The organism is Paracidovorax wautersii (assembly GCF_900113035.1).
Lineage (GTDB): Bacteria > Pseudomonadota > Gammaproteobacteria > Burkholderiales > Burkholderiaceae_C > Paracidovorax > Paracidovorax wautersii.
Map to the genome: position 1 here is coordinate 460,641 of NZ_FONX01000002.1, position 22,782 is coordinate 483,422.

Below are 22,782 nucleotides of genomic sequence, written 5' to 3' on the forward strand. Positions count from 1 at the left end.
GCCGGCCCTGCAGCGCTGCCGGGGGCGCGGGTCTGTGGCGGTGCCGTGCGGCGGGCCGGGGGCGCCGGGCCGCAACGGGCGGGTCTGCGGGGATTATCGGGCGGCGCCTTGCGCCCGGGCGGGTGCCTTCAGGAACCCGCCATCTGCAATGCCGCAGCGGAGCGCTCCTGCGGCGTCTGCTGCAGCTGCTGGGCCGGCGCGAGGTCCGGGGCCGTGGCCGCGCTGGCGGCGCTTTGCAGGAACTCCGTCGCCGCGTCCGCCGGCATGGGCCGTGCGAACAGGAAGCCCTGCAGCAGGTGGCAGCCCCACTGCTTGAGCAACTGCGCCTGCTGCAGGGTCTCGACGCCCTCGGCGACCACCTCCAGCTGCAGATCGAAGGCCAGGCCGATGGCGGTGGCGCACACCGCCTGGCCGCGCCCGCTCAGGTCCATGTCGCGGATGAAGGAGCGGTCGAGCTTGAACGCATGCACGGGCAGGCGCCGCAGGTAGCTGAGCGACGAATAGCCCGTGCCGAAGTCGTCGATGGACAGGCGCACGCCCAGCGTGCGCAGCGCCGCCAGCCGTGCGGCCACCAGGTCCAGCTGGTGCATCAGCACGGATTCGGTGATCTCCAGCTCCAGATCGCCCGGGTGGATGCGGTGGCGCGCCAGGGCGTCGGCGATGGTGGCTTCGAGCGACTCGTCTTCCAGCTGATGGCCCGACAGGTTCACGGCCATGCGCAGCGACGTGTGGCCCTGGGCGTGCCAGCGCGCCAGCTGGGCGCAGGCGGTGTCGAGCACCCAGGCGCCCAGGGGATGGATGAGGCCGGTCGATTCGGCCACCGGGATGAAGCGCAGCGGCGAGACCAGCCCGCGCACCGGGTGCTGCCAGCGCACCAGCGCCTCCATGCACACCAGCTGGCCCGTGTCGCCGTGGATCTGCGGCTGGTAGTGCAGCACGAATTCGCCGCGTTCGAGCGCGGTGCGCAGCTCGTCTTCCAGCTCCAGCTGCTCTTGCACCTGGTCTTTCAGGGCGGTGGTGAAGGTCTTGAGCGGCCGGCTGCCGCGGCCGCTGGTCTTGGCCTCGTGCAGCGCCAGCTCGGCCGCGTCCAGCACGGCCTCTGCCGTCAGGCCGTCATCGGGAAAGCGCGCCACGCCGGCGCTGGCGCGCACGTTCATCACCTTGCCCGCGAAGGCGATGGGCAGGGCGAAGGCGTGGTCGAGCTGCACATGGCGCTGGGCCACGGCCTGGGGCGCCAAGCCCTTGCAGACCACCGCGAAGCCGGCCTCATGCCTGCGCGAGAGCAGGTCGCCATCCACCAGCGCCTTCTGCAGGCGGCCGGTGAGCTGGGCCAAAAGGGAGCCGCCCGCGGCGCGGCCCTGCGTGGCGCAGAGCAGGTCGAAGCGGTCGATGTCGAAGACGAACACGGTCAGCGGTTCGGCCCGGCGCTGGTGCTCCTGCAGCACGGGCGCGAGCCGGCGCAGCAGCTGGGCGCGGTCCGGCAGGTCGGCGTAGCGCGAGTCGCCTGCCGGTGCCGTGCGCGCCGCGGCGGGCCGGGATGCCGCGGTGGCCTCCAGCGGCGCCGGAGCGGTGGGCGGCCCATAGCGCAGGCCCGAGCCGTAGGGGCGCGCCCGCAGGCCCTGGCGGCGCAGATCGCGCATCAGGGCGCCGACGACCAGCACGCTCACCAGCAGGAAGAAGAAGCCGCCCGTGTAGGGCAGATGTGCCTTGCCGCTGTCCACCAGCACGGCCATGACACCCCCCGCGACCAGCAGCGCGGCGCCCCAGCGCGACGCGGTGCGCCAGAGGCGCGCCTGGCCCGGCACATCGCGCAGCTGGGGGAGGCTGGCGACCAGCAGCAGGAGCGACAGCAGGCGCAGCAGCTGGAACGGCAGGTCGGTCGTGCCCGAGAAGAGGTAGATGGATTCGCCCCAGGGCAATTCGACCAGATTGGCTCCGGGGGACTCGGTGAAGCGGTAGCCGAAGGGCGTGCTGAAGTTGTGCACCACGAGCACCAGCGTGATGGCGCTCGCAGCGGCCGTGAGGCGCAGGCGTGGCCGGGGCGAGCCGACCGATTCGAAGAACAGCGTGCCCAGCGGCACCGCCAGCAGCGACCACAGGTTGAGCCAGCGGTGCGCGTGCAAGGCGGCGGCCATGTCGTCGGCGGAATACTGCAGCGCGTTGCCCAGCTGGAACAGCGCGAAGCACAGGCACAGCGCCGCGTAGCTCCAGAGCACGCGCGGCGTCTTGCTGTGCCAGGCCAGCACGGCGGCATACCCGGCACCCATGAGCAGGATGCCGACCGAGATCAGGTACGCCGTGACGAGGGGGCTATCCATGGGAGCGGGGCGGCCGGGCGGCCCGATACAAAACTTGACATTTGATTGTGCCCGAGTTGCCTGCGCCGCGCCCGCGGTGCTTTCCGGGGGCCGCGCAGGTTGAGCGGTAGTCCTACATGCCCTTCGCTACCATGGCGCCGTGACGCTCTTATCCTCCGCCAGCCCTGCCGCCTGCTCCGTGCGCGCCTACAGCGGCGAATACGCCGTGCATGCCCACGCGCATGCCCAGGTCGTCTATGCGCTTGCGGGCCGCATGGAACTCGAAGTCGCGGGCCGCGCCCTATGGGTGGACCGGGCCAGCGGCATCGTCGTGCCGGCCGGCGTGCGGCATGGCTTTTCCGCGCTGCCGGGCGCGCGCTTTTGCGTGTTCGACCTGCCCGAGGGCGCGGGCACCGAGCGGGTGCGCCGCTTCGCCGTGCCGCCCCAGGCGCGCAGCTGGATCGACGCCGCCGCCGCCCGCTGGACCGATGCCGGCGTGCAAGGCGATACCGCGCGGGGCGCCGCCCGCGCGCACTGGCCTGACGGCGTGGCGCAGGCCTGGCCCGCACAGGCGGCGGCGCAAGGCGGTGCCGGCCTGCCGCAGCAGCTGGCCGGCCTGCTGCAGGCGCCGCGCCTGCTGGCCCGGCGCGACCTGGCGCCCGCGCGCCTGGAGCAGGCCGTGCGCCGCGCCCTGCACGAGGACTGGCCCACCGCCCGCATGGCGGCGCTCTGCCACATGAGCGTGCCGCGCTTTCACACCCGCTGGAGCGAACTCTGCGGCGCCACCCCGCAGGCCTGGCTGCGCGGCGTGCGGCTGGATGCGGCGGAGCGGCAGCTGGCCGCCGGCCAGCCGCTGGAGCGCGTGGCCCTGGCCTGCGGCTACGCCACCGGCCCGGCCCTGGCGGCGGCCCTGCGGCGCGAGCGCGGCACCAGCGCGCGCGAGCTGCGGGAGCTGCGTGCACTGCGCGGGGCCGAGCGGCCCGCAGGCGGCGAAGGCAGCGGCGGCAGCCACGCACCTTGATGGTTGCGCGATAGTGCCCGGCCTCTGGCCGTGGCACGCTCGGGCGCCATGTCCGAAGTCTCTTCTGCCCCTTCCTCTTCTTCTTCCTCCCCCGCTTTCCCGGCCGCTGCCCGCCACGGCGCGCGCGGCATCGGCATGGTGCTGCTGGCCGCCATGCTCTGGGGCACCACCGGCACGGTGCAGAGCCTGGCCCCCGCGGGCCTCTCGCCCTACTGGGTGGGCGCGCTGCGGCTGGCCGTGGCGACGGCCTTCTTCGCCGTGCTGGCGGGCGTGCTGCGACGGCGCGGCGGCCCGCGTGGCCGGCTGGCCTGGCCCCAGGTGCTGCTGGCCGGCGCCTGCGTGGCCGTCTATAACCTGAGCTTCTTCGCGGGCATCAAGATCAGCGGCGTGGCGCTGGGCACGGCGCTGGCCATCGGCAGCGGGCCCATCTGGGCGGGGCTGCTGCAGACCGTGCTGCAGCGCCGCATGCCCGCGCCCGTGTGGTGGGCGGGCACGCTGCTGGGCGTGGCCGGCGGCGTGGCGATGGCGCTGGATGGCGGCGCCGGCAGCGGCAGCCGGGGAGGCGCGCAGGCGCTGGGCATCGCGCTGTGCCTGCTGGCGGGGCTGGGCTATTCGGCCTACACGCTGCTCAACAAGCCGCTGGTGCAGCACGCGCCGGCGCCCACGGTCAACCTGGCCGTCTTCGGCACGGCGGCCGTGCTGTCGGTGCCCGTGGCCTGGGGCGTGGCCGGCACGCCCGCGCTCACGGCCGGCACCTGGGCCACCGTGGCCTACCTGGGGCTGGTGGCCACGGGCCTGGCCTATCTGCTCTTCACCAGCGCGCTGCGCCATATCTCGGGCGCCACCGGCGTCACCCTGGCGCTGGCCGAGCCCGTCACCGCCTTCGTGCTGGCCGTCGTGGTGGTGGGCGAGCCGGCCACGCTGCTGTCGGTGGGCGGGCTGGTGGCGGTGCTCTCGGGCCTGCTGCTGGTGGTGTGGGCCGAGCTGCGCGTGGCGCGTTCCTGACAGGAGAAAGTTGCTGAGATCGTAGACACGTTCTTACATCCCGCGGGCCGAGTTCTTCCTAAACTCTCGCGCCATGCAAGCAGACTCCCGCATCACCGCCCCTGACTCCCATCCCGCATCCGGCTGCCGCCTGTGCGCCCTGCGCCAGGGCCACGGTGCGTGGAATGCGCGGCGCGGCTTCCTGCTGGCGGCGGGCGCGGCGTTCGCCGGGCCCGCGCTGGCGCAGGTGGACGTGGGCTCGGCCTCGGCCATGCGCCAGCTGGTGCCGGCCGAGGGGCTGGAGCAGGCCGCCACGCAGCAATACGGCCAGCTGCTGGAGCAGGCCCGCGCCAAGCGCGCGCTCGCGCCCGACGGCCATCCGCAGCTGCAGAAGCTGCGCGGCATCTCGCGGCGGCTGATTCCCTTCAGCCCGCAGTGGAACCGCCGCGCCGGCGAATGGCGCTGGGAGGTCAACCTGATCGGCAGCAAGCAGATCAACGCCTTCTGCATGCCGGGCGGCAAGATCGCCTTCTACACCGGCATCCTCGACCAGCTCAAGCTCACCGACGACGAGGCCGCCATGGTCATGGGCCACGAAATGGCCCACGCGCTGCGCGAGCACGCCCGCGCCCGGCTGGCCAAGACGCAGGCCACCAGCATGGGCCTGTCGCTGGGCGCGCAGCTGCTGGGCCTGGGCGACCTGGGCAACGTGGCCGCCAACCTGGGCACGCAGCTGCTGTCGCTCAAGTTCAGCCGCAGCGACGAGACCGAGGCCGACCTCGTGGGCCTGGAACTCGCCGCGCGCGGCGGCTTCGACCCCGACGCCTCGGTGAGCCTGTGGCGCAAGATGGGCGAGGCGACCAAGAGCCAGGGCGGCCTGGCCTTTCTCTCCACCCACCCGAGCGGGCCCGACCGCATCCGCCAGCTGGAGGCCAACGTGCCGCGCGTCGAAGGGCTCTACCAGGCGGCCCGGCGCGGTTGACCTGGCGCGTGGCGCCGCAGCGGCGTCAGAGCACGCCCATCCACGGCCACAGCGTCACCGACAGCAGCAGGATCAGCGCCAGGCCGGCCAGCGTCACCACCAGCCCGACCTTGGCGAACTGCAGCGTGCCGAAGGCGCCCGTGCCGTAGCACAGCATGTTCTGCGGCGCGTTCGTCGGCAGGATGAAGCCGAACGACACCACGAAGCTCTGCACGAAGACGATGCCGAAGGCCGTTTCCTTCGACACCGGCAGCGTCTGCGTGAAGGCGATGAAGATCGGGATGAGCGTGCTCGCCAGCCCCGTGGCCGAGGCGAAGCCCAGGTGCAGCACGATGCTGAAGACGGCCAGCGCGCCGATCACCGCCACCACCGGCAGTCCGGCCAGGCCCAGTTGCCCCAGCGTCTGCTGGGCCAACCAGCCGGCAGCGCCCGTGCGCTGCAGCAGCGTGCCCAGCGAGATCGAGGCGGCGAACAGCACCACCGTGCCCCAGGGCACGAGCTTTTCGGCCTGCGCCCAGTGCATCACGCCGATGCGCGGCATGAGCAGCAGCGCGATGCCCAGCTGCGTGGTGGTGGTCGTGTCGAACGGGTGCAGCGTGCCTTCGGTGGACCAGAGCACGAGCAGCAGCAGCGCCACGGCGATCAGGCGCTTTTCCGGGCCGCTCACGGGCCCGAGGGCGCGCAGCTGGTCGCGCAGGCTGCCCGCGGCGCTGGCGGAATCCGGCACCTGCGGGCGCAGCAGCCAGAGCGAGGTGAAGAACAGCACCACGGACATGCCCACGGTGAAGGGCAGGGCGGCCAGGAACCACTGCCCCCAGGTCACGCCGTGCCCGAAGGCCCCTTGCATGAAGTTCAGGCTGATGAGGTTCTGTGCGGCGCCGGTCTTCACCGCGATGTTGAAGATCGAGCAGGCCTGCGCGGTGACGATCATCAGCGCGGCGCCCAGGCTGCTGCCCACCGGCAGGCCGAGCGCGGCGGTGATGCCCACCATGATCGGGATCACCGCGCCCACGCGTGCCGTGGCGGAAGGGATGAACAGCGCGAGCACGAAGCCCACCAGCATAGCGCCGAGGGTGAGCCGCGCGGGCGAGATGCCGACCCGGCTCATCACCAGCAGGGCCACGCGGCGGTCCAGCCCCGTGTGCTTGAGCGCCACGGCCAGGAACAGCGCTGCGGCCACCAGCAGCACGGCCGTGGATGAGAAGCCGCCCAGCATCACCGTGAGCGCATCGGACGAAGCCATGGGCTTGGCGCCCGGCGTGAGCGGCTTGCCCATCAGGCCCACCACCGCCATGCCGGTGAGCAGCACCGCGCTGTTGGCGGGCGAGACGCATTCGCTGATCCACAGCGTGACGACCAGCACGAGCAGCCCCAGGGCGACCTGGCCCGAAGGAGAGAGGCCCGCCGGCGCGGGCAGGGCCAGCACCAGGGCATAGAGGCCCAGGGCCAGCAGCAGGTAGCCGAGCTTGCGGCGCGAATCGGGTTCGGGCTGCGAGCCGATGGGCGCGGCCGGGGTGGGCAGGGGGACGGTCGGGGTGGTCATGGCGAAGGCGGTTCTTTCACGGGTGGAGGCCGTGGCCTGCCGCCATGGACCGGAAAGAGAACCACCGGGTGCGCGGCGCCATCGGGCCTGTGCGTGAGCATGCCCGCGCCGCCGCCGTCACGGGTTGATCGCCATCAAGGCCGCGTCGATGGCCGCTCCACGGGCCCCGCAGGCCCCACGAGCCCTGCCGGCCCGTGGCCCAGGCGCTGCGTCAGGTCCCGCCCACGTAGGGGTTGCTGCGCCGCTCGCGCCCGAAGCTGCTTTCCGGCCCGTGGCCGGGGATGAACACCGTGGCGTCGCCCATGGGCCAGAGGCGCTGCACGATGCTGTCGATGAGCTGCTGGTGGTTGCCCTGCGGAAAGTCCGTGCGGCCGATGCTGCCGGCGAACAGCACGTCGCCCACGAAGCAGCGTTCGATCTGCGGCGCGTGGAACACCACGTGGCCGGGCGTGTGGCCGGGACAGTGGCGCACGTGCAGCGTCTCCTCGCCGATCTGCACCGTGTCGCCGTCGTGCAGCCAGCGCGTGGGCGTGAATGCGCGCGCGGGCGGAAAGCCGAACATCGCGCTCTGCTGCGGCAGCCCGTCGATCCAGAACTGGTCGCCCGGGTGCGGGCCGGTGATGGGCAGGCCGTGCTCGTCGGCCAGCTCGCCCGCGCCGCCCGCGTGGTCGATGTGGGCATGCGTGAGCCAGATCTGGGTGAGCTGGAGACCGCGCTCGGCCACGGCGGCCAGCAGGCGGTCCAGGTCGCCGCCCGGGTCGATCAGCGCTGCCTCGCGGGTGGCGTCGCACCACAGCAGCGAGCAGTTCTGCTGGAAGGCGGTGACGGGAAGGGTGTGGTAGTGGAGCATGGCCGGATTGTGGCGCGCAAAGCGGGCGCGACGGTGGGAAAGGCCCGCTCCGTTCATGGGCCGCGCGGCCCGGCTGCGGCAGCCTCCGATGGAGATGCCATGGTCCCTTCCATCGCGCATTCCGGCAGTCGCAATCCCACGCGGGTGAGGCCCGAGTCGGATTCCGCGAAGGCGCTGCCGCCGTGCATGCGCGCGATGCCGGCCACGATGGACAGCCCCAGCCCGTGGTTGCGGTCCGCGTCGGCCCGGGCCGGGTCGGCGCGGTAGAAGCGGTCGAAGAGCCGCGGCAGATGCTCGGCGCCGATGGCCGGGCCCCGGTTCTGCACCGCCAGTTCGATGCCGCCATCCGGGCGCGGCGTGATCTGCACGGCGACGGCCGATCCCGCGAGGCCGTAGCGCGTCGCATTGCCCAGCAGGTTGGACAGGGCGCGCCGCAGCAGCGGCGCATCCACGCAGGCCTGCGCGTCGCCCTGCACCTCGGCGGCCAGGCCGGCCTCGAACAGCGCCGCCTCGTGGAATTCGATGACCTCCTGCGCCAGCCGGGCCAGGCTGTCCTGGTGCGTGCTGCGTGCGGGTACGCCGCGCTCGGCATTCGACAGGAACAGCATGTCGCCGACGATGCCGGCCATGCGGTGCAGCTCTTCCAGGTTGGAGGCGAGCACCTCGCACAGCTCCTCCCGGCCGCGCGGGCGCCGCAGGGCCAGCTCGCAGCTGCTGATGAGCGTGGCCAGGGGCGTATTCAGTTCGTGGGCCACGTCGGCGTTGAAGGATTCCATCTGCCCGTAGGCCCCGGCCAGCCCGTCCAGCAACGCGTTGAACTGGGCGATGAGCGGCTGCAGCTCCTGGGCCTGCCCGCTGCCGTCCAGCCGGCGGTCCAGGCGCAGCGCGCTCACCTGCCGCGTCTGGTCCACCAGCTGGCCGAGCGGCGCCAGGCCCCGTCCCACCAGCCAGACCCCGCCGGCCGCAATGGCGCCCGTGCCCAGCAGCGCAGCCAGCGCCAGGGTCCAGCCCAGCCGGGCCAGCAGTGCGTCGTCGCTCGCGGTGTCGAGGGCCAGCGTGGCCTGCGCGCGGCCGCCGGGAAATTCGGGCCGCGCGATGTCGAAATCCAGGCGCTTCGCGGCGGCGGCGGCAGTGCCGGCCGGCGTTGGCCTGCCCGGGTCTTCATAGAGGGACCGGCCCTCGCCGTCCATAACGCGCAAGCTCAGCTCGCCATGCCCGGCGAGCAGGTCGGCCAGCAGGTGCTGAGCGAACCGTGCGTCGTGCGCGCTGCGCCCTTCCCGCAGCACATGCTGGATGGCGGCCTGCTTCTGCGCCAGCACTTCGTCCTGCCGGAGCGACAGCGTCCACGCGATGACGATGTAGACCGCGGCGCAGACGGCGCCCAGACCCAGCGCGGCCTGCAGGGCCAGCCCGCGCGACAGCCGGCCGCGCAGGCTGTGCGGCGACAGCCAGCCGGCCTTCATGGCGTCCGGCGCTCCAGCACGTAGCCCATGCCGCGCACCGTGTGCAGCAGCGGCCGCGCGAACGGCTGGTCCAGCTTGCTGCGCAGCCGGCGCACGGCGACTTCGACCACGTTGGTATCGCTGTCGAAGTTCATGTCCCACACCTGGGCCGCCAGCTCGGTGCGCGACAGCACTTCGCCCTGGCGGCGCAGCAGCAGGCTCAGCAGGTTGAATTCCTTGGCCGTGAGGTCCAGGCGCTGCCCCTCGCGCATGGCGCGGCGCCGGATCAGGTCCAGCTCCAGGTCGCCCAGCCGCAGCACGGTGGCCTCGCCGCCGTTGCCGCCGCCCTGCGACCGCCGCAGCAGGACGTGGATGCGTGCCACCAGCTCGGAAAAGGCGAACGGCTTGAGCACGTAGTCGTCGGCGCCGCCCTGCAGCCCCCGGACCCGGTCCTCCACCTGCACGCGCGCCGTGAGCATCAGCACCGGGGTCTGCCGGACCTGCCGGGTCTGGCGCAGGGCGGCGAGCACGGCCAGGCCGTCGATGCCGGGCAGGTTGCCGTCCAGGATGATCAGGTCGTAGTCGTTCACCGACGCCATGTGCAGCCCGTCGACGCCGTTCAGCGCGGCGTCCACCACGAAGCCTTCCTCGCCCAGGCCTTTCTTCAGGTACTCGGACAGCTTGGGCTCGTCTTCCACCAGCAGCAGTTTCATGGGGGGCTCCCGTGATGCGATGGGCTGCGGCCCGGGGTGGCGCCGTCAGCCATGGTTCGGCTCCTGCGGCTGGCCGTCCGCAGTGGAGGCCGGGCCGAAATGTGGGGCGCCACTGCCGCGTTCGCAGGCCTGCGTCTCCATCTGGATGGTCGAATGATGGATGGAGCACTCGTTCGCCAGCCGCGCGCGCAGGTCCCGCAGGGCCTGCTGCGGGTCGATCCGGGGATCGTAGACCACATGGGCCGTCAGGCTGGTCTTGCCGTTCGAGACGCTCCAGACGTGCAGGTCGTGCACGTCGAGCACGCCCGGATAGCCTTGCAGCAGGCGGCTGACCGCCTGGATGTCCACCTCGCGCGGAACGCCTTCCAGCAGCACGTTCACGCTCTCGCTGAGCAAGGTCCAGGTGCGCGGCAGCACCCAGAGCCCGATGGCCACGGCCACCGCCGTGTCCACCCAGGTCCAGCCGGTGAAGTAGATGACGATGGCGCCGGCGATGACGCCCACCGACCCGAGCAGGTCGGCCCAGACTTCCAGGTAGGCGCCCTTGACGTTCAGGCTCTGCTCCCGCCCGCCCGCCAGCAGGCGCATGCTGATGAAGTTGATGGCCAGGCCCGCCGTGGCGACCGCCAGCATGGCCAGCGACTGCACCTCGGGCGGCGACGAGAAGCGCCGGTAGGCCTCGTACAGCACATAGCCCGCGACGCCGAAGAGCAGCAGGGCATTGAACGCGGCCGCCAGGATCTCGAAGCGGGCGTAGCCGAAGGTGCGCGCGTCGTCGGCCGCGCGCCGGCCCAGGCGGATCGCCAGCAGCGCGATGCCCAGCGCCACCGCGTCGGTGAACATGTGCGCGGCATCCGACAGCAGCGCCAGGCTGCCGCTCCAGAGGCCGCCCGCCACCTCCACCAGCAGAAAGCCCGCGGTGAGCAGCAGGGCCTTCTTCAGCGCGCCTTCATGGGCGTTGGCGCCATGGTCGTGTCCGGCCGACATGCTCAGTGCCCCCCGGCCGCCGGGGCCGGCAGCTCGCTGGCCGGATCGGCCGGCTGCGCTTCGTCCCGGCGGTGGGCCAGGCTGTAGAGCAGCGGCAGCACCAGCAGCGTGAGGATGGTGGACGACAGGATGCCGCCGATCACCACCGTCGCCAGCGGGCGCTGCACCTCCGAGCCCGTGCCCGTCGCCAGGGCCATGGGGATGAAGCCCAGCGACGCCACCATGGCGGTCATCAGCACCGGGCGCAGGCGCTGCACGGCGCCGTGGCGCACGGCCTGGGCCAGCGGCATGCCTTCCTCTTCGCGCAACTGCCGGATGAAGCTCAGCATCACCAGGCCGTTGAGCACGGCCACGCCCGACAGCGCGATGAAGCCGATGCCCGCCGAGATGGACAGCGGAATGCCGCGCAGCCACAGCGCCAGCACGCCGCCCGTCAGCGCGAAGGGAATGCCGGTGAACACCAGCAGACCGTCTTTCACGTTGCCGAACATGGCGAACAGCAGCACGAACACCAGGCCGAGTGACACCGGCACGACGATCTTCAGCCGGTCCGCGGCGGACTGCAGGTTCTCGAACTGCCCGCCCCATTCCACCCAGTAGCCGGCCGGCAGCGCCACCTGCCGGATGGCCGACTGCGCCTCGGCGACGAAGGAGCCCAGGTCCCGCCCGCGCACGTTCGCGCTGACGACGATGCGGCGCTTGCCGTTCTCGCGGCTGACCTGGTTGGGGCCAGGCGCGATGTCCAGCGAGGCGACTTCGCTCAGCGGGATGAACGCGGTCGCCGCGCCGTTGCCGTTCCGGGGCAGGGCGATGGGCAGGCGGCGGATCGCGTCCAGGTCGGTGCGCACGTCTTCGGGCAGCCGGACCAGGATGTCGAAGCGCCGGTCGCCCTCGAACAGCGTGCCGGCGCGCCGGCCGCCGACCGCCGTGGCCAGGGTGCCCTGCACGTCGGCGATATTGAGGCCGTAGCGCGCGGCCTTGGAGCGGTCGATGGACACGGTCAGCACCGGCAGGCCGGTGGTCTGCTCGACCTTGACCTCCGAGGCGCCCTCCAGCTTTTGCAGCACCGCCGCCGCGCGGGTGGCCGCCTGGTTCAGCTGATCCATGTCGTCGCCGAAGATCTTGACCGCCACGTCGCTGCGGATGCCGGAGATCAGCTCGTTGAAGCGCAGCTGGATCGGCTGCGAGAACTCGTAGCTGTTGCCCGCGATCTTCTCGACCTCGTCCTGGATGGCGTCCAGCAGCTCGGCCGGCGTCTTGCGCGGCGCGGGCCATTCGCTCTCGGGGTTGAGCATGATGTAGCCGTCGGAGATGTTGGGCGGCATGGGGTCGGAGGCGATCTCCGCGGTGCCGGTCCGTGCGAAGACGCGCTTGACCTCGGGGAACTTCGCCTTGATGGCGGCTTCGATCTTCTGCTGCATGGCCACCGATTCGCTCAGGCTGGTGCCCGGAATGCGGATGGCCTGGATGGCGAGGTCGCCCTCGCTCAGGCTGGGCGCGAACTCCGTGCCCAGCCGCGTCGCCATGAGGCCGGACAGTACCACCGCGACCAGGGCCGCCGTCAGCATCACCGCCTTGGCGTCCAGCACGCGCTCCAGCAGCGGCTCGTAGCGCTGGCGCAGCCAGGACATCAGGCGGTTCTCCTTCTCCGCGACGTGGCGGCCGATGAAGAGCGCGACCGCGGCCGGCACGAAGGTCACCGACAGCAGCATGGCGCCCAGCAGTGCGATCACCACGGTGAAGGCCATGGGGTGGAACATCTTCCCCTCGACCCCGGTCAGGGCGAAGATCGGCAGGTACACCACCATGATGATCAGCTGGCCGAAGACCAGCGGGCGCCGCGCCTCGCGGGCCGCCTCGAACACCTCGTCGAAGCGCTCCCGCAGGCTGAGCGCGCGCCCCGCCGCATGCTGCGCATGGGCCAGCCGGCGGATGCAGTTCTCCACGATCACCACCGCGCCGTCCACGATGATGCCGAAGTCCAGCGCCCCCAGGCTCATCAGGTTGGCGCTGACCTTCTGCGACACCATGCCGGTGAAGGTGAAGAGCATGGCCAGCGGAATGACCATGGCGGTGATCAGCGCCGCGCGGATGTTGCCCAGGAAGGCGAAGAGCACCGCGATCACCAGCACCGCGCCTTCGAGCAGGTTCTTCTTCACGGTCGCGATGGCCTTGTCCACCAGCACCGTGCGGTCGTAGACCGTGACCGCCTTCACCCCGGCCGGCAGGGTGCGGTTGATCTCCAGCATCTTGCGGTCCACCGCCTGCGACACCGTGCGGCTGTTCTCGCCGATCAGCATGAAGACGGTGCCGAGCACTACCTCCTTGCCGTTGTCCGTGGCCGCGCCCGTGCGCAGTTCGCGGCCCAGCACCACCTCGCCGATGTCGCGCACCCGGATGGGCACGCCGGCCGCCTGGCTGACCACGATGTTGCCGATGTCCTCCATCGTGCGCACCTGGCCGGGCGCGCGGATCAGGTACTGCTCGCCGCGGCGCTCGATGTAGCCGGCGCCGACGTTCTCGTTGTTGCGCTCCAGCGCGGCCACCACGTCGGCCAGCGTCAAGCCGTAGGCATAGAGCTTTTCCGGCCGGGGCGCGACCTGGTATTCCTTCGCGAAGCCGCCGATGCTGTTGATCTCGGTCACGCCCTTCACGTTGCGCAGCTGGGGCTTGATGATCCAGTCCTGGATCTCGCGCAGGTCGGTGGGCGTGTATTCCCGGCCGTCCGGCCGGCGCGCGCCGTCCTCGGCCTCCACGGTCCAGAGATAGATCTCGCCCAGGCCCGTGGAGATCGGCCCGGCCACGGGGCTCGCGCCCTCGGGCAGCTGCTCGCGCGCGGCCTGGATGCGTTCGTTCACCAGCTGGCGCGCGAAGTAGAGGTCCGTGCCGTCCTCGAAGATCACCGTGACCTGGGACAGCCCGTAGCGCGACAGCGACCGGGTCTGCTGCAGGCCCGGCAGGCCGGCCATCACCGTCTCGATGGGGTAGGTGATGCGCTGCTCGGTCTCCAGCGGCGAATAGCCCGGGGCCGCCGTGTTGATCTGCACCTGGACGTTGGTGATGTCCGGCACCGCATCGATGGGCAGGCGCTGGTAGTTGTAGAGGCCCAGGGCCGCCATGCCCGCGACGGCGAGCATCACGAGCCAGCGGTGGGCGATGGAGAAATGGATGATGCGTTCGAACATGCCGTGCAGCCTCAGTGTTCGTGGCCCGAAGAGCCCTTGCCCTGCTGCGCCTTCACGGCGAAGCTGCCCTTGGCCGCGTAGTCCGTACCGGCCGCCAGGCCTTCCAGGATCTCGACGCGCTGCGGGCCGGCGCGGCCGGTCTTCACGGCGCGTGGCTCGAAGCCCCCCGGCACCTTCACATAGACGGTCGGCTGGTTCTCCACCGTCTGGATGGCGTCGGCCGTGACGGTGACGGGTGCCTGCGCCTTGTCAGCGACCAGCTCCACCGTGACGAACAGCCCGGGGCGCCAAGCCATCTCGGGGTTCGGCAGGGTCACGCGCGCCGTCGCGGCGCGGGTCTGCTCGCCGATGAGCGAGCCCACGTACGACACCTTGCCCGTGGCCTCGCGCTGGAAGCCGGTGGCCTTGATGAGCGCCGATTCGCCCACCCTCACCAGCGCCAGGTTGGTGGCCGTGACGTTGATCTGCGCCCAGACCGTGCTCAGGTCCGACAGCGTGAAGACGTTGGCGTCCTCCTTCACCGACTCGCCGAGCGCGATGTGCTTTTCGACCACCATGCCGTCGAACGGCGCCCGCAGCTCGTAGCGCGCCAGGCTGCCCGCAGCCGGGGTCGCGCCCAGCGCCTTGAGCTTCTGGCTGGCGTTCGCCACGGCGATCTCGGCCTCGCGCTGGGCCTGCTCCGCCTGCAGGAAGTCCTGCTGGGCGGAGATCTTGTCCTCGAACAGCCGGCGCTCGCGGTCGGCCGTGGTCTTCGCCAGCGCCAGGCGCTTCTGCGCGGCCATCAGCTCGCTGCGCTGCTCGGACAGCGCCACGCTGGAGATCACGGCCAGCACCTGGCCCTTCTTCACCGGCTGGCCCAGGTCCGCATGCACGCTTTCCACCACGCCCGCTACCCGCGGCACGACGTGCGCGGTGCGGTCCTCGTTGAAGCGGATCTCGCCCGGCAGCTGCGCGCGGGTCTCGATCTCGCCCGGGCCGCTGGTCTCTACCACCACGCCGGAGGTGCGCAGTTGCTCGTCGGTGAAGGCGATCTTGCCGCCTTCGTGGCCGGCATCTTCTTCCTTGCCGTGGCCGTGGGCCGCTTCGCCGGCCTGTCCTTCGGCGTGGCCCTCTTCGTCGTGGTCTGCCTTGCCCTGCTCTTCCTTGCCGTGGCCATGGCCGTCTTCGGCGGGGGCCTTGGCTTCAGCGGCGGCGGGCTGGTTGGCCGCGCCGCCGGTCTTGGCCGGCCGCAGGATGAGCCAGCCCGCGATGAGCGCGACCAGCAGGATGGCGACGATGGCGAGGGTGTGTCGGGGGCGGCTCTTCTGTTCGGAGCCGGAGTCAACAAGGATCTTTTTCATGGTGTTTGGGGCTGGCTGGGTGGGAGCAGCGGGGATGCCGCGTCGGCGATGCTGAGCAGGCGTTCGAGCTCTGCCGCAGCGCGGTAGGTGTCGAGCAGGGCGCGCAGGTACTGCGCCTGGGTGGTGACCCAGGTGCGCTGCGCGTCCAGCGCCTCCAGGTAGCTGAACTTGCCGAGCTGGAAGCCCTGGGCGGCGGCGCGGTAGGCCTCCAGCGCGCCGGGCACCGCATCGCGCTGCAGGGTCAGGGCCTCGGCGCGGGCCGAACGCAGCTGCTCGCGGACCTGGGCGATCTCGGAGTCCAGCCGCAGCTCGGCGGCGGTCAGCTCTTCGCGCGCCTTGTCCTCGCGGCTCAGCGCTTCGGCGATGTTTCCCTGGTTCCGGTCGAAGAGCGGCAGCGGAACGCTCAGGCCCACTACGGCGGCCGTGACGCCCGACTCCTGGCTGCGCTTGGCGCCCACGGAGACGGCGACATCCACCATGCGCCGGGAACGCTCCAGCTCCACTGCGGCCCGGGCCCGGTCGAGTTCCAGCCGGGCGCGCCGCAGCACCGGGGACGCGGCCAGGCGCGCGGACACGGCCCCGTCGGCCAGGCCTTCCGCGGGCAGGTCCAGGCGGCCCAGCAACGGAGTCGCGCTGCGGCTCGTATCGCCCCAGAGCGCGAACAGCTTCTGGCGGCTGGTGCGCAGCTGGCCCTCGGCCTGCGCAGCCTCGGCCTGGGCGGCGGCCCGCGCCACCTGGGCGCGGGTCTGCTCGATGGGTGCGATCTTGCCGGCCTGCACCCGCTTGCCGGTGGCTTCGGCATCGCCACTGGCAAGCTCCAGGGACGAGCGGGCCAGGCGCAGCCGCTCCTCGGCCACCAGCGTTTCGTGGAAGGCCACCACCACCTGCGCGCGCACGTCGGCACGGACCTGCTCCAGGTCGGCGGCGGCCTGTTCGCGCACCCGTTCCGCCACGGCCGTGCGGGCGGCGCGCTTGCCGCCCAGTTCCAGCTTCTGGGTGATCTGCAGGGTGGAGGTCTGCCGGCCCCGGCGGAAGTCCTCCTGCTGGAGCGAGAGCTCCGGGTTGGGGCGCAGGCCCGCCTGCAAGGCGGCACCGCCCGCTGCGTCGAATTCGCGCTGCGCGATGGCGATGCCGGTGTTCTTCGCCAGCGCCAGCGCGATGGCTTCGGCCAGCGTCAGGGGCACTGCTGCTGTGGCCGCAGGTGGCGGAGGCGTGGCGGCGGTCTGCGCATGGACCGGCGCAAGTCCGGTGGCAAGGGTGGTAAGGGCGATGGAAAGGCTGGCCAGCAGGTAGGGGCCGGCCTTTCCGAGGAAAGGTCGTGGGTCGAGCACCTGGATCTCCGAAGTGGAAAGGACTTCGGCGGACCCAGGGCGCGCGCGCAGTTCAGGTGCGCGCCGGGCGGTCCGCCGTCGATGGAGCGCGCCCGGGCCATCGGGGGCGATCGATATCGTTGGCGGCACCTGTGCCGTGATGGTTCATGTCCGGCGGAACGATCCAGTCGAAGCGGCCGGGCGTTGCGGGCAGCGGCGCTTCATGCAGGCCGGCCAGCGCCGAGGCCTGCGCCAGCGTGTGGAACAGGCAGGGCTCGCCGCCGTGCTCTTGGGTGTGGCCACCCGCCGGCACGCCGGCCACGGGCTGCGCCGGGGCTGCGTCCTCTTCATCCGCCACCGACTCCACGGAGGCGCCGGACTCGTGCGCCTGTGCGGCAGCCCACTGCAGCGGCAGCAGAAGCAGCATGAAGACGATGACGAGGCGGCGGAACATTCGTGCGGGATCGGGGAAAGGCGGCGGCGGTACGGAAGCAGCGATGTGGGTCTTGCCGAAGGGGCCGGGGGAGGCGCTTCTTCCGGCGTGGATCTTAGGGGTTGGAGGCCGTCGTTTCGGCCCGGCCAGGATTACAAGTTTGTCATCTGGCGCATCGGCCGAGCGTTGCATCGTACATGACGGACTTGTCATTTTCGCGTCCGCCTGCTGTCGGGGTTCGATTTCTACAGTGGCTGCATCTACCGGGGCACAGGCTCCGGAGATTCTGAAAACCACCAACGAAAGGACTTTCCAATGAAGAACAACAACACCCGTCGCCTGCCGCAGATCGCCTTCGGCGCCATCGGTTTGTCGCTGCTCGCGCTGTCGGGCGCAGCATCGGCCAACGGCTACTGGCATCCGGCCAACAACGAAGTCGGTGTCACGGTCCACCCCGACCATTTCCAGAGCACCAAGACCCGCGAGCAGGTCCGCGCCGAAGCCATCGAAGCCCTGCGCAACGGCGGCAACTGGCAAGTGACGGAAAGCGGCGAGCCTTCCCGCGTGCCGGCGCAGCAGCAGGCCGTGCGCCAGGGCCGCGCTGCATCCGCTGCGCCCCAGCAGCAAGGCACGGCCGAATAAGCGCCCGCTCACGCCAGACGGCAGGCTAACGGGCGCCCGCGGCGGCATCGGCCGGTTGTCCGACACCGGCGCCGCCGCGCATTGCATGAATCTGGCGGCCAGCCATGCCGTCGCTGGCCGCTGCGCGTTCCCGTTCCCACAGGCCACCGGAGGATCTGTCCATGCATAGCCCTGCTGCTGCAAGCCCGCCGCCCGATGGCGCTCCTTCCGCGCCGGCCGTTCCGGTGTCGCCCGAACACTCGGTGGCGGGCGAGGAGGATCCCGGCGCAGCATTGGACGTGCCACCCGCCCCGGTGCCGCCGCCGGCTCCCGGCAAGGATTGACCGACCCGGCCGCAGCCTGCGCGCGGCTGCCGGCTTGGCTTTGCGCCTTCGCTCAGCTCCCGCGCCGCGCCTGTCGCTGCTGCTCCAGCAGCGAAAAGAGGCCCATGCCCGCCGCCATGGCCGCCACGAACCACCAGGCGCCCTCGTAGCCGGCCGCGGCGCCCACCAGGGCCGGGCCCGGGCAGAAGCCCGCCAAGCCCCAGCCCGCGCCGAAGGCCAGGCTGCCCAGCAGCAGGCGGCGGTCCAGCGTGGTGCGCGTGGGCCATTGCAGCGGCGCGTCCAGCAGGCTGCGCTTGCGCCGCCTCAGCAAGGCGAAGGCCGGGGCCGTGACGGCGATGGCGCCGCCCATCACCAGAGCGAGCGACGGGTCCCAGGCGCCTGCCACGTCGAGAAAGCCCAGCACCTTGGCCGGGTCCGCCATGCCCGACAGCACCAGGCCCAGCCCGAAGATCAGGCCGGACAGCAGGGCGAAGCCCAGGCGGAGGAATGCGTTGGTGTTCATGGATCAGCCTCCCCAGCCAGGAATGGCGAGCACGTGCCGCAGGGCATAGACCGTCAGAAAGCCCGCCGCCATGAAGGCGGCGGTGGCCGCCAGCGACCGCGGCGAGCCGCGCGAGAGGCCGCACACGCCGTGGCCGCTGGTGCAGCCTGCGGCATAGCGCGTGCCCAGCCCCACCAGCAGCCCGGCCACGATCAGCGCAGGCGTGCCCACGGTGATGGTGGCGGGCGGCAGCGCGCCGGCCAGGCGCCAGAGCGGCACGGCCAGCAGCAGCCCGGCGATGAAGAGCCCGCGCCAGAGCCGGTCGCCCGCCGCGCTGCGCCCCAGCAGGCCGCCCATCACGCCGCTGATGCCGGCGATGCGCCCGTTGAAGGCCATGAAGAGCACGGCGGCCAGGCCGATGAGCACGCCGCCGGCGAGCGACCGCCAGGGGGTGAAGTGTGTCCAGTCGATGGTCATGGTGCGAATTCCTCAGGGTGGGGGGATGCCGCAGGGCCGCAGAACGCCGCGTGCAGCGCCTGCATGACGGCCAGCACCTCGGCGCTGGCCAGCCGGTAATAGACGAACTTGCCTTCGCGCCGCGTTGCCACCAGCCCCTCGTCGCGCAGCACGCCCAGCTGCTGCGACAGCGTGGGCTGCACGACGCCGGTCTGCGCCTGCAGCTCGCCCACATTGCGCTCTGCGCCGGCCTCGGCCAGCTGGCACAGCAGCAGCAGGCGGTCTTCGTTGGCCATGGCTTTGAGCAGGGCGCAGGCGCGGCCGGCCGAGGCGCGCAGCTGCTCCAGCGCCTCGGTGGACGGGGCCTGGGTCGTCATCGGGGGTGGCGGTGCGGTGCTTTCCATGCGATCATTATATTGAAATATATATTCATTGTTTGCATATCGTTATCGCGTCCATGCGCTTGCCATCGGCCAGGAGATCCGTCATGACCCACAGCCCCACCCCCGCCGCCACGGCCGAATCGCCCGCCGCCCAGGTGCACGCCTTCTTCGATCCCGCCACCTCGACCGTCACCTACGTGCTGTTCGAGGGCGCGGGCGGCGCCTGCGCGGTGATCGACCCGGTGCTGGACTACGACGCCAAGTCCGGGCGCACCGCCACCGCGTCGGCCGACCAGGTGATCGCCTTCATCCAGGCGCAGGGGCTGCAGGTGCAGTGGCTGCTCGAAACCCATGCCCATGCCGACCATCTCTCCGCCGCGCACTACCTGCACGGCAAGCTGGGCGGCACCATCGCCATCGGCTCGGCCATCCGCACCGTGCAGGGCGTGTTCGGCCGGCTCTTCCATCTGGCCGAGCCCGGGTTCCGTGCCGACGGCGCGCAGTTCGGCCACCTGTTCGAGCCCGACGAGCGGTTCCATGTCGGCGCCCTGCGCCTGCGGGCGATGCACGTGCCCGGCCACACGCCGGCCGACATGGCCTATGTGCTGGAAGACGCGTCGGGCACGGCGCAGATGGCTTTCGTGGGCGACACGCTGTTCATGCCCGACGTCGGTAGCGCGCGCTGCGACTTTCCCGGTGGCGACGCGCGCACGCTCTATGCGTCGGTGCGCCGCCTGCTGGCCCTGCCCGCCGCCACGCGCCTCTTCATGTGCCACGACTACCCGCCCGAGGGCCGCGCCCCGCAGTGGGAAACCACCGTGGCCGCGCAGCGCGAGCGCAACATCCACCTGCGCGACGGCATCGACGAGGCCGCGTTCGTCGCCCTGCGCGAGCGGCGCGACGCCACGCTGGACATGCCGGTGCTGATCCTGCCGTCCATCCAGGTCAACATCCGCGCGGGCGAGCTGCCGCCGCCCGAGGCGAACGGCACGCGCTACCTCAAGATCCCGCTCGACGCGCTGTAGGCGCAGGCCCTCCAGGGGGTGGCCGCCGCCGCAAGCGGCCCGGGCTCAGCCGGCCGATGGCATCGGAGCCGCCAGCGCGCTGCCATCCAGCCGCTCGCAATGCGCGACGAAGCGCTGCAGCGGGTCCGACAGGCGCTTCTGGCGATGGTGGACCAGGTAGAAGCGGCGCTTGAGCCGGGGCAGCGTGGTGTGCAGCACCGCCAGGCGGCCCAGCGTCACCAGATCCTGCACCGCGCACCAGGGCAGGCAGGCCAGCCCCAGGCCGGCGGCCGCGGCCTGCTTGATGGCCTCGGTGCTGCCGGGCTGCAGGTCGCCCTGCAGATGGTGCAGATGCGGCAGCAGGGCGTGCTCCACCGCTTCGCGCGTGCCCGAGCCGGGCTCGCGCAGCAGCCAGCGCGCCTGCCGCAGGGCCTTGAGCGGCACGCGCGCCTGCGGGCCATGGGCCTGCGCCAGCGGATGCGCCGGCGCGGCCACCACCACCAGCTCGTCCTCCAGCCAGGGAACGACCTGCAGCGCGGGCTCGTGGCAGGGCCCCTCGATCAGGCCCATGTCCACCTCCAGCCGGTCCACCGCTTCGGCGACCTCCCGCGTGTTGCCGATGACCACGTCCACCGCCGCGCCGGGCCAGGCCTTCAGGTAGCCGGCCACGAGCGCCGGCAGCACGTAGTTGCCGATCGTGGTGCTGGCGCCGATGCGCAGCCGCGTGGCCAGCGGCGCATGGGCGCCGCCCGGGCCGCCCAGGCCGAACTGGCTTTCGATGGCCAGCGCGGCATCGAGCAGGGCCCGGGCCTGGGGCAGCAGGGCGCGGCCGCAGTCGTTGAGCAGCAGCCGCTTGCCGATGCGGTCGAAGAGCTGCGCCTGCAGCAGCGCCTCCAGCTCGTTCAGCGCGGCGCTGGTGGCCGACTGCGAGAGCGCCACGCGCTCGCCCGCCGCCGTGGTGCTGCCGGTATCGGCCACCGCCGTGAAGATCAGCAATTGACGCAGGGTGAGTCGCATGTCGGCCCTTGTTGATTACCTGTTTGGTAATTTGGTTATAGCTAAATTATCCGTTTGTCAGATAGATGGCTGCGGTTCAAAGTTCTCCCATCGCGTCGGTGAGCGACGCGATGGAGAAAAAAACTATGCACACCGCCCCCTCCTCGGCTCCCGTCGCCACCTCCTTCGCGCACGCTCCGGTCCCCCTGGCCCGCTGGAGCGCCGCCCTGGCGCATTCGCTGCGCCAGGCCTTGCCGGGCCTGGCGCTCACGGGGGCGCTGGCGTTCGCATCCATCCACCTCGGCGAACTCGCGTGGTTCGCATCCCACGGCATCAGCGCGCTGACCCTGGCCATCGTGCTGGGCATGCTGGTCGGCAACACCGTATATGCCCGCATGGGCGCGGTGGCCGGAGCGGGCGTGAATCTCTCCAAGGTCCGCCTGCTGCGCCTGGGTATCGTGCTCTACGGCCTGCGGCTGACCTTCCAGGACATCGGCCATGTCGGCTGGGCCGGCGTCGCCATCGATGCGGCCGTGTTGGGCAGCACCTTCGCGCTGGCGTGCTTTCTCGGCACCCGGGTGTTCGGGCTGGACCGCCGCACGGCGATGCTGATCGGCGCCGGCAGCTCCATCTGCGGCGCTGCGGCCGTGATGGCGGCCGAGCCCGTCGTGCGCGGCCGGGCGGAGCAGGTGACGGTCGCGGTCGCCACGGTGGTGGTGTTCGGCACGGTGTCGATCTTCCTCTACCCGCTGCTCTACCAGTTCAACGCGCAGCACCATCTCATCGACCTCTCCGCCCAGGCCTACGGCGTCTTCGCGGGTTCCACGATCCACGAGGTCGCCCAGGTGGTGGCGGCCGGCCGCGCCGTCGGCGAGGCTTCTGCCGATACGGCCGTGATCGCCAAGATGGTCCGCGTGATGATGCTCGCGCCCTTCCTGGTCATCCTCTCGGCATGGCTGTCGCGCGATGCCGCGGCCCACGGCCGGCAAGGCGCTGCCGATGGTGCGGAGGGCGGCGGGAGCGCCCCGCAGCGCGGCGGCATCGCCATCCCCTGGTTCGCCCTGGGCTTCGTCGCGGTCGCTGGCCTGCATTCGCTGAACGTGCTGCCGGCCGCCGCCGTCGCCCACCTGACCGAGATCGACACGGTGCTGCTGGCCATGGCCATGGCCGGCCTCGGGCTGACCACGCACGTCTCTGCCATCCGCCGCGCCGGCATCCGTCCGCTGGCGCTGGCGGCCACGCTGTTCGTGTGGCTGGTCTGCGGCGGGCTGGCCATCAACCTGGGCGTCGGCTGGCTGCTGCAGGGGTGAGGGGCACGCGTCGTTGTCGCAACTTGTCGTACTACCCTTACTGCCTGCGATGCCGCGCCTAGCCAGAACCGCTTCGCTGGGTTTTGATAGCCGCTCTTAG

At 71.6% G+C, this 22,782-nt stretch carries 20 protein-coding genes; 6 read left to right on the forward strand and 14 right to left on the reverse strand.

All coding sequences use genetic code 11. From position 1 onward, the window contains the following. Positions 1–128 precede the first annotated feature (128 nt). Entirely contained in the window at positions 129–2,318 is a 2,190-nt protein-coding gene (locus BM070_RS04635; protein WP_092937971.1) for a putative bifunctional diguanylate cyclase/phosphodiesterase, read from the reverse strand. 139 nt (positions 2,319–2,457) lie between these two features. Here BM070_RS04635 and BM070_RS04640 point away from each other — a divergent pair, with 139 nt between their 5' ends. From BM070_RS04640 to BM070_RS04650, 3 genes are all read left to right on the forward strand, one after another. Beyond that, entirely contained in the window at positions 2,458–3,318 is an 861-nt protein-coding gene (locus BM070_RS04640) for a helix-turn-helix domain-containing protein (RefSeq protein ID WP_245785103.1), read from the forward strand. A gap of 48 nt (positions 3,319–3,366) precedes the next feature. Further along, on the forward strand, positions 3,367–4,323 hold the full coding sequence (locus BM070_RS04645) for a DMT family transporter (RefSeq protein ID WP_092938160.1): 957 nt from the start codon (positions 3,367–3,369) through the stop codon (positions 4,321–4,323). 73 nt (positions 4,324–4,396) lie between these two features. Then, positions 4,397–5,284, forward strand: a complete 888-nt coding sequence (locus BM070_RS04650; protein WP_092937973.1) for a M48 family metallopeptidase — start codon at positions 4,397–4,399, stop codon at positions 5,282–5,284. A gap of 25 nt (positions 5,285–5,309) precedes the next feature. Here the strand turns inward: BM070_RS04650 and BM070_RS04655 are convergent, their stop codons facing one another. From BM070_RS04655 to BM070_RS04695, 9 genes are all read right to left on the reverse strand, one after another. Beyond that, positions 5,310–6,827, reverse strand: a complete 1,518-nt coding sequence (locus BM070_RS04655; protein WP_092937975.1) for an SLC13 family permease — start codon at positions 6,825–6,827, stop codon at positions 5,310–5,312. 211 nt (positions 6,828–7,038) lie between these two features. Then, the gene (locus tag BM070_RS04660) at positions 7,039–7,677 is read right to left on the reverse strand and encodes an MBL fold metallo-hydrolase (protein ID WP_092937977.1); all 639 of its coding nucleotides are present in this window, start codon (positions 7,675–7,677) and stop codon (positions 7,039–7,041) included. A gap of 53 nt (positions 7,678–7,730) precedes the next feature. Beyond that, entirely contained in the window at positions 7,731–9,140 is a 1,410-nt protein-coding gene (locus BM070_RS04665) for a heavy metal sensor histidine kinase (RefSeq protein WP_092937979.1), read from the reverse strand. Next, a complete protein-coding gene (locus BM070_RS04670) occupies positions 9,137–9,832 on the reverse strand; it encodes a heavy metal response regulator transcription factor (RefSeq protein ID WP_092937981.1) in 696 nt (231 codons plus the stop codon). Before BM070_RS04670 ends, BM070_RS04665 begins: the two co-directional genes overlap by 4 nt. A gap of 45 nt (positions 9,833–9,877) precedes the next feature. Next, positions 9,878–10,819 (reverse strand): cation diffusion facilitator family transporter, encoded by a 942-nt coding sequence (locus BM070_RS04675; RefSeq protein ID WP_092937983.1) that lies wholly within the window; start codon positions 10,817–10,819, stop codon positions 9,878–9,880. A 2-nt stretch (positions 10,820–10,821) separates the two neighbouring features. Continuing rightward, positions 10,822–14,004, reverse strand: a complete 3,183-nt coding sequence (locus BM070_RS04680; protein WP_092937985.1) for an efflux RND transporter permease subunit — start codon at positions 14,002–14,004, stop codon at positions 10,822–10,824. An 11-nt stretch (positions 14,005–14,015) separates the two neighbouring features. Then, a complete protein-coding gene (locus BM070_RS04685; RefSeq protein WP_092937987.1) occupies positions 14,016–15,344 on the reverse strand; it encodes an efflux RND transporter periplasmic adaptor subunit in 1,329 nt (442 codons plus the stop codon). Continuing rightward, on the reverse strand, positions 15,341–16,675 hold the full coding sequence (locus tag BM070_RS04690; protein ID WP_245785104.1) for a TolC family protein: 1,335 nt from the start codon (positions 16,673–16,675) through the stop codon (positions 15,341–15,343). Before BM070_RS04690 ends, BM070_RS04685 begins: the two co-directional genes overlap by 4 nt. 52 nt (positions 16,676–16,727) lie before the next feature. After that, the gene (locus BM070_RS04695; RefSeq protein WP_092937989.1) at positions 16,728–17,108 is read right to left on the reverse strand and encodes a hypothetical protein; all 381 of its coding nucleotides are present in this window, start codon (positions 17,106–17,108) and stop codon (positions 16,728–16,730) included. 294 nt (positions 17,109–17,402) lie between these two features. On the opposite strand from BM070_RS04695, the gene BM070_RS04700 reads away from it, so the two are divergent. Continuing rightward, positions 17,403–17,729 carry a DUF4148 domain-containing protein gene (locus BM070_RS04700; protein WP_092937990.1) on the forward strand — a complete coding sequence of 109 codons (327 nt, stop codon included), beginning with the start codon at positions 17,403–17,405 and terminating at the stop codon, positions 17,727–17,729. A gap of 375 nt (positions 17,730–18,104) precedes the next feature. On the opposite strand, the gene BM070_RS04705 is transcribed toward BM070_RS04700, so the two are convergent. The 3 genes from BM070_RS04705 to BM070_RS04715 are packed head-to-tail and all read right to left on the reverse strand — an operon-like array spanning position 18,105 to position 19,366. Then, positions 18,105–18,554 (reverse strand): YeeE/YedE family protein, encoded by a 450-nt coding sequence (locus tag BM070_RS04705; RefSeq protein WP_092937992.1) that lies wholly within the window; start codon positions 18,552–18,554, stop codon positions 18,105–18,107. Between the two features lie 3 nt (positions 18,555–18,557). Continuing rightward, on the reverse strand, positions 18,558–19,010 hold the full coding sequence (locus tag BM070_RS04710; RefSeq protein WP_092937994.1) for a YeeE/YedE family protein: 453 nt from the start codon (positions 19,008–19,010) through the stop codon (positions 18,558–18,560). After that, positions 19,007–19,366 (reverse strand): ArsR/SmtB family transcription factor, encoded by a 360-nt coding sequence (locus tag BM070_RS04715; protein ID WP_092937996.1) that lies wholly within the window; start codon positions 19,364–19,366, stop codon positions 19,007–19,009. Before BM070_RS04715 ends, BM070_RS04710 begins: the two co-directional genes overlap by 4 nt. Before the next feature lie 110 nt (positions 19,367–19,476). Here BM070_RS04715 and BM070_RS04720 point away from each other — a divergent pair, with 110 nt between their 5' ends. Next, positions 19,477–20,397, forward strand: a complete 921-nt coding sequence (locus BM070_RS04720; RefSeq protein ID WP_092937998.1) for an MBL fold metallo-hydrolase — start codon at positions 19,477–19,479, stop codon at positions 20,395–20,397. Between the two features lie 45 nt (positions 20,398–20,442). On the opposite strand, the gene BM070_RS04725 is transcribed toward BM070_RS04720, so the two are convergent. Next, on the reverse strand, positions 20,443–21,393 hold the full coding sequence (locus BM070_RS04725) for a LysR family transcriptional regulator (protein ID WP_092938000.1): 951 nt from the start codon (positions 21,391–21,393) through the stop codon (positions 20,443–20,445). Positions 21,394–21,518: 125 nt separating this feature from the next. Here BM070_RS04725 and BM070_RS04730 point away from each other — a divergent pair, with 125 nt between their 5' ends. Beyond that, on the forward strand, positions 21,519–22,682 hold the full coding sequence (locus tag BM070_RS04730; RefSeq protein WP_092938002.1) for a YeiH family protein: 1,164 nt from the start codon (positions 21,519–21,521) through the stop codon (positions 22,680–22,682). Positions 22,683–22,782 lie beyond the last annotated feature (100 nt).

Excerpts from the sequence above, each read along its gene's own strand:
- BM070_RS04635 (WP_092937971.1), bottom strand. The coding sequence starts at position 2,318 with ATGGATAGCCCCCTCGTCACGGCGTACCTGATCTCGGTCGGCATCCTG.
- BM070_RS04645 (WP_092938160.1), top strand. The coding sequence starts at position 3,367 with ATGTCCGAAGTCTCTTCTGCCCCTTCCTCTTCTTCTTCCTCCCCCGCT.
- BM070_RS04650 (WP_092937973.1), top strand. The coding sequence starts at position 4,397 with ATGCAAGCAGACTCCCGCATCACCGCCCCTGACTCCCATCCCGCATCC.
- BM070_RS04655 (WP_092937975.1), bottom strand. The coding sequence starts at position 6,827 with ATGACCACCCCGACCGTCCCCCTGCCCACCCCGGCCGCGCCCATCGGC.
- BM070_RS04660 (WP_092937977.1), bottom strand. The coding sequence starts at position 7,677 with ATGCTCCACTACCACACCCTTCCCGTCACCGCCTTCCAGCAGAACTGC.
- BM070_RS04665 (WP_092937979.1), bottom strand. The coding sequence starts at position 9,140 with ATGAAGGCCGGCTGGCTGTCGCCGCACAGCCTGCGCGGCCGGCTGTCG.
- BM070_RS04670 (WP_092937981.1), bottom strand. The coding sequence starts at position 9,832 with ATGAAACTGCTGCTGGTGGAAGACGAGCCCAAGCTGTCCGAGTACCTG.
- BM070_RS04675 (WP_092937983.1), bottom strand. The coding sequence starts at position 10,819 with ATGTCGGCCGGACACGACCATGGCGCCAACGCCCATGAAGGCGCGCTG.
- BM070_RS04680 (WP_092937985.1), bottom strand. The coding sequence starts at position 14,004 with ATGTTCGAACGCATCATCCATTTCTCCATCGCCCACCGCTGGCTCGTG.
- BM070_RS04685 (WP_092937987.1), bottom strand. The coding sequence starts at position 15,344 with ATGAAAAAGATCCTTGTTGACTCCGGCTCCGAACAGAAGAGCCGCCCC.
- BM070_RS04695 (WP_092937989.1), bottom strand. The coding sequence starts at position 17,108 with ATGTTCCGCCGCCTCGTCATCGTCTTCATGCTGCTTCTGCTGCCGCTG.
- BM070_RS04700 (WP_092937990.1), top strand. The coding sequence starts at position 17,403 with ATGAAGAACAACAACACCCGTCGCCTGCCGCAGATCGCCTTCGGCGCC.
- BM070_RS04705 (WP_092937992.1), bottom strand. The coding sequence starts at position 18,554 with ATGAACACCAACGCATTCCTCCGCCTGGGCTTCGCCCTGCTGTCCGGC.
- BM070_RS04710 (WP_092937994.1), bottom strand. The coding sequence starts at position 19,010 with ATGACCATCGACTGGACACACTTCACCCCCTGGCGGTCGCTCGCCGGC.
- BM070_RS04715 (WP_092937996.1), bottom strand. The coding sequence starts at position 19,366 with ATGACGACCCAGGCCCCGTCCACCGAGGCGCTGGAGCAGCTGCGCGCC.
- BM070_RS04720 (WP_092937998.1), top strand. The coding sequence starts at position 19,477 with ATGACCCACAGCCCCACCCCCGCCGCCACGGCCGAATCGCCCGCCGCC.
- BM070_RS04725 (WP_092938000.1), bottom strand. The coding sequence starts at position 21,393 with ATGCGACTCACCCTGCGTCAATTGCTGATCTTCACGGCGGTGGCCGAT.
- BM070_RS04730 (WP_092938002.1), top strand. The coding sequence starts at position 21,519 with ATGCACACCGCCCCCTCCTCGGCTCCCGTCGCCACCTCCTTCGCGCAC.